General features: G+C 42.2%; 12 protein-coding genes and 1 pseudogene. 3 read left to right on the forward strand and 10 right to left on the reverse strand.

Annotated elements, in window-relative coordinates:
* Both A3756_RS02250 and A3756_RS02255 read right to left on the reverse strand, forming a co-directional pair.
* Window positions 1-254, reverse strand: a 254-nt coding sequence (locus A3756_RS02250) for a hypothetical protein (RefSeq protein ID WP_156490202.1), incomplete at its 3' end; no start/stop codon positions are given.
* Between the two features lie 17 nt (window positions 255-271).
* A complete protein-coding gene (locus tag A3756_RS02255; RefSeq protein WP_068510881.1) occupies window positions 272-1,165 on the reverse strand; it encodes a glycosyltransferase family A protein in 894 nt (297 codons plus the stop codon).
* A 196-nt stretch (window positions 1,166-1,361) separates the two neighbouring features.
* On the opposite strand from A3756_RS02255, the gene A3756_RS02260 reads away from it, so the two are divergent.
* Window positions 1,362-3,287 (forward strand): acyltransferase family protein, encoded by a 1,926-nt coding sequence (locus A3756_RS02260; protein WP_068507741.1) that lies wholly within the window; start codon window positions 1,362-1,364, stop codon window positions 3,285-3,287.
* Window positions 3,288-3,297: 10 nt separating this feature from the next.
* Here A3756_RS02260 and A3756_RS02265 read toward each other — a convergent pair whose 3' ends face one another.
* A complete protein-coding gene (locus A3756_RS02265) occupies window positions 3,298-4,188 on the reverse strand; it encodes a LysR family transcriptional regulator (protein WP_068507739.1) in 891 nt (296 codons plus the stop codon).
* A 343-nt stretch (window positions 4,189-4,531) separates the two neighbouring features.
* On the opposite strand from A3756_RS02265, the gene A3756_RS02270 reads away from it, so the two are divergent.
* Complete coding sequence (locus tag A3756_RS02270; protein ID WP_068507737.1) at window positions 4,532-5,530, forward strand: polysialyltransferase family glycosyltransferase; 999 nt, start codon at window positions 4,532-4,534, stop codon at window positions 5,528-5,530.
* A gap of 47 nt (window positions 5,531-5,577) precedes the next feature.
* Here A3756_RS02270 and eda read toward each other — a convergent pair whose 3' ends face one another.
* The 5 genes and pseudogenes from eda to A3756_RS02290 all read right to left on the reverse strand — a co-directional run bounded on the left by eda (window position 5,578) and on the right by A3756_RS02290 (window position 9,398).
* On the reverse strand, window positions 5,578-6,114 hold the full coding sequence (eda, locus tag A3756_RS02275; protein WP_068507735.1) for a bifunctional 4-hydroxy-2-oxoglutarate aldolase/2-dehydro-3-deoxy-phosphogluconate aldolase: 537 nt from the start codon (window positions 6,112-6,114) through the stop codon (window positions 5,578-5,580).
* Between the two features lie 2 nt (window positions 6,115-6,116).
* Window positions 6,117-7,538, reverse strand: coding sequence for an HAD family hydrolase (locus A3756_RS26400; protein ID WP_068507734.1), 1,422 nt, complete (start codon window positions 7,536-7,538; stop codon window positions 6,117-6,119).
* Between the two features lie 220 nt (window positions 7,539-7,758).
* Window positions 7,759-7,899, reverse strand: a pseudogene (locus A3756_RS25790) (transposase domain-containing protein); the annotation flags it as partial.
* A 32-nt stretch (window positions 7,900-7,931) separates the two neighbouring features.
* Window positions 7,932-8,618 carry a transposase gene (locus A3756_RS02285; RefSeq protein WP_068507732.1) on the reverse strand — a complete coding sequence of 229 codons (687 nt, stop codon included), beginning with the start codon at window positions 8,616-8,618 and terminating at the stop codon, window positions 7,932-7,934.
* A 129-nt stretch (window positions 8,619-8,747) separates the two neighbouring features.
* Window positions 8,748-9,398, reverse strand: coding sequence for a 2OG-Fe(II) oxygenase (locus tag A3756_RS02290; protein ID WP_068507730.1), 651 nt, complete (start codon window positions 9,396-9,398; stop codon window positions 8,748-8,750).
* Between the two features lie 278 nt (window positions 9,399-9,676).
* On the opposite strand from A3756_RS02290, the gene A3756_RS02295 reads away from it, so the two are divergent.
* On the forward strand, window positions 9,677-10,393 hold the full coding sequence (locus A3756_RS02295) for a lipocalin family protein (protein WP_068507727.1): 717 nt from the start codon (window positions 9,677-9,679) through the stop codon (window positions 10,391-10,393).
* 66 nt (window positions 10,394-10,459) lie between these two features.
* Here the strand turns inward: A3756_RS02295 and A3756_RS02300 are convergent, their stop codons facing one another.
* Window positions 10,460-11,200: an alpha/beta fold hydrolase gene (locus tag A3756_RS02300; protein WP_197470244.1), complete on the reverse strand. Its 741-nt coding sequence runs from the start codon at window positions 11,198-11,200 to the stop codon at window positions 10,460-10,462.
* 11 nt (window positions 11,201-11,211) lie between these two features.
* On the reverse strand, window positions 11,212-12,237 hold the full coding sequence (locus A3756_RS02305; protein ID WP_068507722.1) for a M14 family zinc carboxypeptidase: 1,026 nt from the start codon (window positions 12,235-12,237) through the stop codon (window positions 11,212-11,214).
* Between the last annotated feature and the right edge of the window lie 26 nt (window positions 12,238-12,263).

Genomic DNA, 12,263 nt, shown 5'->3' on the forward strand with positions numbered 1-12,263 from the left:
GAAGCAAACAAAACATCAATCCGTTTCATGACCTCCCGACGATGCTGTATCTTTCCGAGACCTTTATCATTCGCTAAAGAAACGGTTTCTTGAAACAATCCCTTTACTTGCTCAATCGCTAGAGTGAAGGATTTGGCCAAATCCAGGTTTTTTGAAACAATTACAGCTATGTTTTCTTGTCCTTGATTTTCAATTGCTAAGTTAGAGGCAATAAAAAAGTGTAAAGGAGAGGATATGAAATAGTAGTTTTTCATCGCGTCGTCAGCACCGGCTATTCTTGCATGTGTCTGATCTTGCTACGCACTTTAGATATATTGGAATCCTGCGCATAACGCCCTTTCGTCACATGACGAATTTGAAAGACACCATCAATATCTAGAGGGGTTCCTTCCGACTTAATCAGCCATTTGAACGCTGTATCTTCATAAGTTTTACGCCAGGTTAGCGTTTCGGTCTGGAAGATTCTTATTTTTTCACAATAGCCAATCGCCCGAGCTACATCACCATGTACAATCTGAAAAGCGCCTTTTGCTTTATCACGAGTATGAGAGCTAAAGTTCGCGGTTTCAATATCAACTAATTGAGGCTCGGCATCTTTACGCAACATCGGGTCGTCATCTTTCAACATGTCAGTTGTTTTCTCGGAGCGCGGGTAATACAAAATATCTTTCTTACCTTGAAGTGCTTCAGCCAAAGAATCGAGGCAATTCTTATGGAAAATAATATCGCAGTCGGTAAACCACAACCAGTCAGCTTTAGTCGAACGAGCCGCCATGTTTCGACCAATTCCGCGGCGAAATAGTTTTCCCTTACTTAGCGGCTGAAAATTCCAAGTAACATTTGGCACCTCTAGCTTAGAAAAGTAATCTAAAACAGCTTTGGTACCTTTATCTTCCTCAGCATAAAACACGGTTGCGGTTAAACGTAACTTACTGGGTGGGTAGTTGACGTATGAACTTAACTGATAGCTCAAGGTATTAGAGTAGTTCCAGCAATGACTTACGATTTCCAGATCAAACTCACCTGAAACAGCTGACCGAGTTTCGGTTTCAGGAATGGGGTCGCGAAACCACGACACGGGTAACAAAGGCTTAACAAACCACCGAAATAGTTGGATCAAATATGAATCATAACGAAGTGGCGGATAAGTTTTGGTTTGTTGCATCAAGACGTTTCCCAGAGAAAGTATCGTAGCCAAGGATATTACCATAAGAGCAATAAAATGGTTCCTATTATTAAGACATACTCAATCCCATAAACGGTGAAGGAAGACAACACAAGCCCCAAACTTGTCCACATATTTTTTTGTATGTTAGTATCGCCGCCATTTATTGAAATACCTATCAGATCCAGGATTCATAATGCTTTATAGAAGTGAAGTTGACGGTTTACGAGCCATAGCAGTGCTACCAGTCATTCTTTTCCACGCTGGACTATTTGGTTTTAGCGGTGGCTATGCTGGCGTCGATATCTTTTTTGTTATCAGCGGTTATTTGATTACCCGTATCATTCTGGATGAGCTGAACGCAGGTACTTTTACGATCAGAAACTTCTATGAGCGTCGCGCACGTAGAATCTTACCCGCTTTATTTAGCATGCTGACTGTAACAACGCTTATTGCCGTTGTCGTGATGCCTTCAGAGCTTTTTAAATCTTATGCCAATAGCGGGCTAACGGTTATCAGCTTCATCTCTAACTTCCATTTTTATAGCGTTAGTGATTATTTTTCTACGGCAGCAGAGCAAAAACCACTGTTACATACCTGGAGCCTTGCAGTAGAAGAACAGTATTATGTACTCTTTCCTTTGTTAGCCTTATATGCCTTCCGTAAAGGTAAGTCACTCTCTGCAATCGTTATCGCTCTCACGCTCGCCTCTTTACTGTTATCGCAATATATGGCCTTCAAAGGAGACTCCGCAGCAAATTTCTATTTAATTTCCTCTCGTGCTTGGGAGCTATTGTTTGGCTCAATTATTTCCATATACAAATTTGATCAGATTTCATATACGAGACCCGTCAGGCAGATAGCGTCTTTGACTGGTCTCACAATGGTTATCGCTTCATTCTTTTGCTTTGATGCTGACACGCCATTTCCTAGCTTTTATACTTTGCTACCCGTTATAGGTGCCAGCCTAATCATTATATTTGCTGATCGCCAAACTCTAGCTGGCAAATTACTCTCTCTAAAGCCAATTGTAGCCGTAGGACTCATCTCCTATTCTCTCTATTTATGGCATCAGCCATTGTTCGCGTTCTTGCGGATGAAGAGCTCAGGCGAACCTTCTGAAGCACTATTCATCCTGGCAGTACTTTTAACCTTCGTACTGGCTTTTCTAAGTTACCGCTATGTCGAAACCCCGTTTAGAAGAAGCCCTAAGTTCAAAAACAAGGATATGATCCAGGTTGCTAAACGTTGGATAGGTATTGCTATATTAGGCTTTGGATTCATACTCGCAACTGACGGCATGCAATTTCGTTTTAGCACCGAATATGATGCAACGATTGAACATAACCCTAAGAGAAAACAGTGCCACACCAAAGGGAAAGACTACCTGCGCCCGGAAGAATCGTGTCATTACTTCAACGACAATGTCACCTGGGCTACTTTTGGAGATAGTCACACCGTAGAACTTGCTTATGCCTTAGCAAAGAAGCTCGAGCCTCATAAGCAAGGCAACCGTCACTTGTCGTTTAGTGGCTGCCAACCCGCGCTGAACTATAATGTCAAACGAGGTGGCTGCCATAATTGGACAAATGAAACACTAGCTTACTTAGAACAAGAACAAAGCATTAAGAATGTAATCGTAGGCTACCGATATACAGGTTTTTTATCTAAACCAGATATCAATAATTGGCTGAGAGAACCTTTCCGAAAAGAAACGCACGAAGAAGTTTGGGAAATGTACTGGCAAAGCCTAGATGAGATTATCAGTCGCTTATTAAAAGCAGGTAAAATGGTCTACGTAGTCTATCCGATACCAGAATTACCAGATCATATCGCGACGATACTGACCCCGAACTACCTCTTTGTTGATGATTATACCTATGACAAGGATAAAACCACGACAGTGGATGCATACATGAAGCGTCATGCGTTTATCCTTGAGAAACTAGATAGCTTGCCATTTGGTGATAACCTGAAAGCAATTAAGCCTCTCGAAGCAATATGCTCTGAAGAATACTGTCCGACAGTAAGGGATGGCCAAGCACTATATTTCGATGACGATCACTTAAGCTTAACAGGTGCCGGAATTGTACTGGATCATGCACAACTCAAAATTGACTAGCCAATAGGGATTATCCAAAATCCCACTTGGCATGTTTGGCTGAAAACTCAACCATATGATCAATAAACGCACGCAGTTTGGTGGTAAACTGCTTATTGCTTGGGAACAAGATGCTTAAAGGTAAGTCAAAGTTATACTCTGGGAGCACTTCAACCAGCTCACCCTTTTCCAGCGCATTGGCGATATGAACACGAGGTAAACGGGTGATTCCCAAACCATCGACGGCAGCCTGACGAGACATAAACATATCATTGGTGGCAAGACGTGTTTCCACCAAATCAACCAGTATATCCGGCTCAGGGTTAAGCCATTCAGGGATTTCCAGCTGAACTAATTTATGGCCACCTAAGTCATCAATACTGTCAGGGTAACCGTACTTCTTAATGTAGGCAGGACTACAACAGTAAACAACGACAGCCGAGCCCAAACCACGCCTGACAAGACTGGAATCATCCAAATGACCAGCAATGATCGCACAATCGATCTTCTCTTCAATCAGGTCTACTTTACGCTGATTAACCAGGTTCTGAAGCTTAACCTCGGGGTACTTCTCCATAAAGCTCGCCATCAGTTCAGACATAAATGGGTCTTCATAGGCGTAAGGCGAAGTCACTCTTAATATTCCTGAAGGCTTGGCTTGTAAGTTCTGAACAGCTAACTCTGCTGTTTCAGCCTCCTGAAGCATGCGACTGCAGTGTTCATAATACACTGCGCCGATATCAGTCAGCTTTTGCTGCCGGGTGGTACGATACAGTAACTGTACATTTAAGCGTGTTTCCAGATCAGAAATTCTTCGACTAATAGTAGAAACAGGAATACCACTTTTCTTCGCAGCACTGGAGAAGTTGCCACTATCGACAACCGCTACAAACACAGCCATTTCATCAAGAGAGTAATTCATAGCCTAAGCAACCTTCTCAAATATGGTAAAGTTATTCTATTTTTTTTGTTATTGCCCTTCAATCTGAGCAGATATAGACTAACTCAAAACTTGCTTAGCGGGTAGCACTAAATACAGGCCTTTTGGTACTACCCCTCTTTTCTCTCTTTTCGTTTTACTCAGTTGAGTGACCCGTTTAACTTTCTGATATAATCGACTTGCATTAAACAGGTAGCATAAATAACATCTACTTACTTAACCAATCGATTAAAGGCAAACATAGGTTCCCTTCTTAGAAGTACCTTATTACTAGGCCTTACCTTGTTAAACACTTTAGAATACTTTCCCGGGCTGGTAACACGTAATGACAAGCCATATATTTCTGATTGACACTGAACTTCAATGCTTTGCGTCACTAAAAATTATTGAAACAGAAAAAATCCATCGCCCCATATTCTTTAGTTTTAACAAGAAAGCTTCCCACTACCTCAAGCAACGTAAAAGTAAAGTAATTCCTCTGGAAACTAAATCAAGAGGTATCTTCCGAAGAGCCCGTGCTCTTCATAAAAACATTAGTAAAATCAAAAAGCACTTAAACGATAAGAATATTTTTTACATTAACCGGCTCGATCTAATTTATACGAACGTCATCATTGGAACGCTCAATAAAAGTCATAACATAGAAGTTCGAATCGTGCCTGAAGGTACGATAAACTATTCACCTGAAGACGCATCCGTAAAGTGGGAATATAGAGCGAAGAAAAAATGGCCATCGCGCATAAGCTATGGAGTCACTGGACTACGCATATATCCTATAGAAGGGGAACGAATAGGCACAGATACTCCCATCGTAAGCACTGCCTATAGTTTTTCTGGGCTAGAAAGCCCTTACCCTAAGTCGAAAGTGAAATACATTTCCTTGCCTGACAAAACTTCTGAATCGGATCGAATAGGGGCTAGAAAAGCATTGGTTGTAGGTCAGTGCCTTCTAAAAAATAGTAAAACGCCAAAGGAAGTTGAACACCGTATTTCGAATGAAATAGAGAATAAGTTAAGCTCATTGGGCGTGACTGAAATACATTATATTGCCCACCCAAGGGACGAATACGACTGCCTATTCAAGGAAAACTATAAAAAAATTGAACACGATTACGTTTGTTTAGAACAGTATTTGGAACAAAATGAGTATGACGTTCTGATATCATGCTGCAGCACAGTTTTACTCACTGCAAAACTGATTTTTGGTGATCGAATAGACTCTATATCTGTTGGCGCCAATATCTATCCACAGGCCCTTGATAGTATTAGTACTATATTCAGAGTAGCGAACGTTGATACGATTGATCTTGATTCAGTCGGATAAATCAAGCTGTGCAAAACGTTCACTTAATAACGACACACCAGACCCTTTTAGAACATCCATGACCCTCCGACACAAAGAACATTATCTAAATCCAAGTAATCTTTCGCAGTGGACTCATTCACCCCACCTGTCGGCATGAAGTACATATTACGATAAGGCCCCGAAATTGCCTGAATATATTCAACACCGCCTAAGAGCTTTGCTGGAAATAACTTTACCAAACAGAGACCCAAGGCAATAGCTCTCTCAATCTCCGTGGGTGTTGCGACCCCAGGAATAAAGTCAAAGTTTCGCTCTTTAGATTTCGAAATTATTAGTTCATTCAACCCTGGAGAAACCCCAAAATCGGCTCCCGCACAAATCGACTCATCTAGCTGCTCAACATTCAATATAGTACCTGCCCCGACCTTCAAACTTGGAAAGTCGCGCTTTATGCTACGAATAGCATCGAGAGCTACGTCTGTGCGTAAAGTTACTTCAAAGACATCAAACCCATCAGCAACTAATGCCCGAATTTTATTTTGCAAACCTTCAAGATTCTTAACAACGAGCACACAGACGACTTTATTTTTTAGATATTCCATCTTTATCCACCAATTATCTCCATTGCAGCATTAAGAACCTCGTTTTTATTATCCTCATAAACCTCAGGAAAAACATAACCCCACTTAGCTTGGATGGTAGATAGCTTTTCAACCCAATTACACTTTTCGAGATGAGAATATGAGTCATCAATAAAAAGAGCCCTCTTGATATTCATTCGTTTTATATAGTCATCCATGAACAAAGACTTGCAGCCAAATTGGTCATATGACCTCGAATCAAAAATTTCGACATCACGCAACACACCGTACTTTTCAAGAAGCGCACTGACAGTTTCTGCATCCTTCGTCGTTACAACAACAACATTCGAATTGTTATTTATTAAGTCTATGAAGCCATTAGCACCTTCATAAAAGTGATTTAAATCAAGCCATTCATCCCAGAAATGATTTCTAACAACTTGTCGCGTAGCAAAAAATCTATCCTGGAAAACCCTAGCTTCGTCTCCTGCTTCATTTGGCAACATATCTAGAAATTGGACGTCCTTCTCTTCGTCCAAACACTTTAATAGATAATAGTAATTCCACGCGGGACCAATATGACAACGCTGTTCGAGAAACCTCCTGCAATGCTCACTATTCAAGTCTACGTCAGAAAGTTTCTGAGATTTTTTAGTCGCAAGCATAGCCATAGCATATGCTTCTTTAGCCGAATCTACGATTACACCATCAAAGTCCAGAAATATAACACTCTCATTTTGAGTTTTAGACTCATTGCTCTGATAAATCCCCATTAAATCACGAGCAATTTCATAGTCTTCGTATTCATCTATATCGATGCCCGCAATCTTGGAAACACAGGACTTAAAAGGGTTCTTACCAAGAAGATACTCTTTATCAAGCATCAATGACTTAGGAGCCATATACAGCCCATTCGTTACCCTATAAATATTAGGCAGCTCCTGGCTAATGGTATGTTTCTTTGTTGCAGAATAATTGATTGGTTTTTCATCATCCCAAAAATATTCCTTGAGCAAGTTTACAGAAACCAAGCTATCGAAACTTGAAGTTTCTGGAATAACATGATCATAGTACTCACGAAACCCCTGCAAATACTCTTGAGGACTCATCAAAGGAACAACACATGTCACCCAAGCAATGTGCTCGTGCGGTATATCTTTAACGACACCAACAATGACCTCACTAAAAGTAGCTTTATGTCCGTCAGCAAGGAACTGATCGCGACGATGAACTTTTACACCCTCTTCTCGAGCAATATCCATCAGTACATCAGCCTCAGTACTAACGTATATGCTATCTTTTGACAGCACTTTCTTAAGCTGTCTTATTTTCCACGCTAACAGACTAATTTTGTCTTCACCAACCTCAAGAAGGGCCTTTTGCGAAACTCTTGAACTACCAAGTCTGACAGGTATCACTGCCGCAATATCATACTTATTAAACATTTCTCACCATTTTATAAGGTCCTATTGTCATCGAGCGACTCAGCCTCCTCTTTCTTATCACTTCGTTCATTGTAACAACAACTTAAGCCTACCAACTCCATCACCGCAACGTGACGGTATACTAAATTACAGCCCTATATAGATTATCTGATTACATCATAGAAAACGAGCCACCTAATCTTTAAGTTATACAAGATCCTTGTAAGCGTCTGGGCATTACCTATTGATCAGCCTTCCCGTTATGTGGCAATAACTCATCCAGCCGATTATTCTTATGCGACGGTAATCGGTTAAGCACATCTTTCTGATAGGCGTATGCTTCCAATCCATTCATCTTGGCGGTTTGGATTAACGACATAATTGTAATGTTTAAGGGGACGGAGGGATTATTTATTAGCCATTTTTTGGTCTCCCTCTACGCATCTGGCCAATCTTTTGCCCTGTCTTCTCGGCAACTTGGATCTTGAACCTATCGGAACCCAGCGGTTGGCAATAGTGTTCTGCTAACCGAATCCCGTGCACATCTGAGCCACTCAAGCTTTCTTTAAATAACTCACGATATTGATAGCATCTTTGCTCTATATCACTGCCTAACTCAAGATACAGTTCATGCGGAGTTGTCACAACATGCTCATCACCATAGGCATTTGAGCCATAGCTACTCCATTTGTACTCTTCCGGCCGCTCAACCATTTTCGCTGTCACCGGATTTAGTTCGATATATCGATAACATTTCAACAAATAGGCCACCCCATCAATAGGGCTTGATTTGTGCCTACCTTCCCATAACGTTCCTGTGCGCTTGTACGTCTTATTAAAGTACTGCGCATAACGGCTACCCAACACCTTCATCACTTGAGAAATACCATCTTGCTCTGAAGCTGTCATAAGTAAATGCACATGATTGGTCATCAAAACATAACTATGAAGCGCCACATTGTAACGGCTCAGTACCTCGCCTAGAACATGCAAGTAAAATTGGTAATCTTCAGGTGAGTAAAAACAGGCTTCTCGATTATTCCCGCGCTGAACAATATGAAAGGGCACGTCAGGCAAATACATCCTTTTTCTTCTCGGCATCGCAAACTCCTTTTTGCGTATGGATTAAGAATCATTGAAAGTATCAGAGTTTGGGTTTACGGAGAAGTTTGTCTGCTGGTCAATTAATAATCCCTCCGTCCCCTTTCTTTACTTTTCTCTCATTTCGTTTTACTCCGGCGGGTCAACCCGGTCCGCCGAAGAAGTATTCACCCGAAACCAACCCGCAATCGAGTAGCGATCCTTTTTAGCTGGCAGCACTTCATGCGGAAACTCTTCACTAAGAAAGACCACCAGTGTCGCGAAGCTAGGAAGCACTTTTTGCCCTTCTTGATCATCCTGATCCTTGTATACAACTAACTCACCGCCATCCTCTTGCGTCCAGTCTTTATTAAAATAGGCGACCAAAGTGAGTGTTCGATTTGACTGCCCCTTAAAGGCATCCAAGTGGCGCTGATAAAAATCACCCGCACTGTAATGCGCAAAATGACTTTCGAACGAAAACAAGCCTAAGTATAAGCGCCTGTTCATATAAGACTGCAATTGAGACGCCCATTCAAGCCAAGCCTTACCCGCCTCCGTCTCTTCTGAGATCCAAGCGATTTCATCAGAGCGAACCGTCTCGTTCCTCACAAAGTCTTGCTCACGCCCTATTCCGGCTTTCTTGAATTTCTCTGAAGCTAAGCCTTTTACTTCCTGCGCCAAAGCATCAGCCAAAGCCTGAGGGATCGCCCCTTCATTGATAGAGCAGCCGGTTTGAATCAAATCTTGCGCGATTGACTCAAACAAAACTTCATTGTCTTCTGGGCTTGATAAGTACACCGATAGTTCTCCAAAAAGTCATTGCTAAGAACACGATTTCCACAGTATAGTTCGCGTTCTTACTACGCAAAAATGCGGCCCTTAAACTTCAAATATTTAAAAGGATTTTGAATATGACGAACATTCTATTTTAATTACCCAAAAATCAATACTGACAACTGAACTTTCTGATCAACAGAAAGCTATTTAGTTCTGTCGATAAAACTCTTCACGCTTTCGTGCTTATGCGAAAGCTATAAATAAATCCTCTTTATAATCAAATTTTGAGAAACGACACTATGACTGCGTCTAAACTATTCGCACTAATCACTTTAATTTTATTTTTGTCTGCTTGTGGCTCTGACAGTAAAAATATAACACTGCCTGATTGCCCCGAGCCAGATAATAGCTCCGACACAATTTCCGAGTCAGACCTCTGTGGCAAGGCTTTTATCGACGACCTTGGCGATGATACCTATGTTATCTTCAGTTTTTTCTCTGACATGACCTTTGAATTCACCGGAAACGATGATAACGATTCACGTTTAGCGAGCGTAACGAGCGGTACATGGGCAGTGGTAAATAACGAGGTAATTGTTTACCTTGCCGATGAAACACTTACCTTTAGAGAGTCTGCGATCGAACAGGGCCAATACTGCTTCCAACTTCCTGAAGACGATGTCAGTCATATCAGGCATTGTGCAGTAGAAGCAATTCAACCTTCGTTAAGTGATCTCACTAAAGAATTCTACTATGAAGACTGCCCTTTCTGCTCTATTGAGTTCTTTGCTAACAATACGGGCGCTACCAACGGAGATGAAAATGATGGCTCGTCTTTTTCATTTTCCTGGAGTTTTCAAGGTGACGGCACAATATCCATTGTCTACGACCGTGCTTTGGGCAGTAACAAGTTCTTCTTTACTGAACAGGATAGCGAAAAAATTAGCTTCATTAGTTTAAACGATTATGCTGATGAGGCACCTTATATGGACTCCAACGTCCTCTTCATAAAATAGAACCTGTGCCTAGATTCAAGTAAGCAAGCCTGATCATTCAGGTTTGCTTACTTCTCACCCCGCTCTTTATAGACTCTGTCGCCACTCAACGATCTGCTCGGCTAACCACTGTGGTGCATCCAAAGCCAAGTCATGCCCGGCATAGTGATGACAACGATAATCTGCCCCCCATGCTTGGGCGGCATTTTCAGAGCAGTGGTAGCTAACAATCCTGTCTTGTTTAGCCGCAATAAACAGCATATGTTCGACGGGCTTTTGTGATTCGCATTGAAAGCGACTGGCCGCCAGAATTTGCTTGATTGCCGCTCTCCGGCTAGGTGGCTGCTTACGTCTGAAGTCTAACCACTCATCTAGCAAACACTCATCACTATCTCTCATGTTACTCGACAATCGCAAAATTTCACGCTCACTGTAGCGCATAACGGGGTTAAACCAGGCCTTTAGGAAGCCTGCATAGGCCTTAGGTTGAAGTCTCTGATAAAAGCGAGCATAGGGTCTAAAGCTTGAATTTATCAGTATCAGGCTAGCGACTTTTTCAGGGTGCATTTGAGCCAAGGCAAGCGCCACCATTCCGCCCATGGAAATACCTACAAGATTGATCTTACCGTCAACAAGCTTGGCTGAGTCAAAAATCCTCGGCGCAAGACTCTCAGCAATTTCTTCTATCGTCCCCGGGCTAGATTCATGATGTCGCTCACCAAAACCTGGCAAGTCCTCAAACAATACCTCTGCGCCTGACAGTGTTTTTAAGTGCTCAGGAAACTCACCCCAATGCAATTTCTGGCGAGACAAACCCCTTATTAGCATCCACTTTTCCATTAGCGATACCAAAACTGCTTAGCTGCTTGAAAGGTCTGTACCTGCTGCTTTTTCTTGGGCATCCAGCTCTTATAGCCAATGGCTGCCGAGCAAAGAAAATCGAATAGCATAATATGCCGCCGTAAAACGCGTTGCAGGCGATGCGGCACCATCGGGTTGAATAAACCAGACCTAGAGAATAGTTGAGTCGGACGCTTCTTAATCCAATTCCATGAGCCCATCTCAAGCGTCAAAGGAATCATCATACTCTCATGTGAATTCTTATGTCGCTTGTAGATGTAATCCCACAGATCTCCATGCGTGATATAACTCAATGACTGAGGCTCAAAGATATAATGATGGTGAGAGTAAGTTCGATCTAGCAATAATTTCAGCGCATAAATCTTGTCGAGTACCGCAATAGGCCGTTTGCGATAAGCATAGGGAAACCACAAGTAATCGTGGAAGCCAAAGCCCGAATGACAGTCTAGCGTTAAGGTAAAGGGCGATTGATCAGAATAACGCTCGACCACCTCTACCAGCTTCTGGTTCTCAAGCTCCATTTGCTCCTCGACCTTGCCACAATACCAAGGCAGGTGTGGCGATATTCTTTGTCCGCCACCAAATAACAGGGCCTCGCTCTCTGCTTCCATCGGAGAGTTACGCATTAAATCCACACCATTGGGATTAGCACGTGTATTGAGATACATCCCGCCAGGATTAACTATCGGCAAAAACACTAAGTTCATTGCTTCTAATTGTTTGGCGACCACCACATCCCAAGACATTCGCGACAGCAGCATCTCTAGGTACGACAGCAAAACTTGTGTACCGATACGCTCGATCCCATGAACACCCGCCGAAATAATAACGGTCGGCAGCCCCGGGCGATAAGGTGTCATTTCAATGCTATACAGTGGCAGCTGATGACCGGCTAAATCAATATTCGCTTCGGTATTAACAACCAGAGGGTGCTTAGTGTGGGAAATAATCTGCTCTAACTGCCAAAGCTCAGGCAGCCGTTTTTTTATTTTATTTTTATTCATCAATATATCCGTATAAGCCGTACTCT

The organism is Oleiphilus sp. HI0086 (assembly GCF_001635225.1).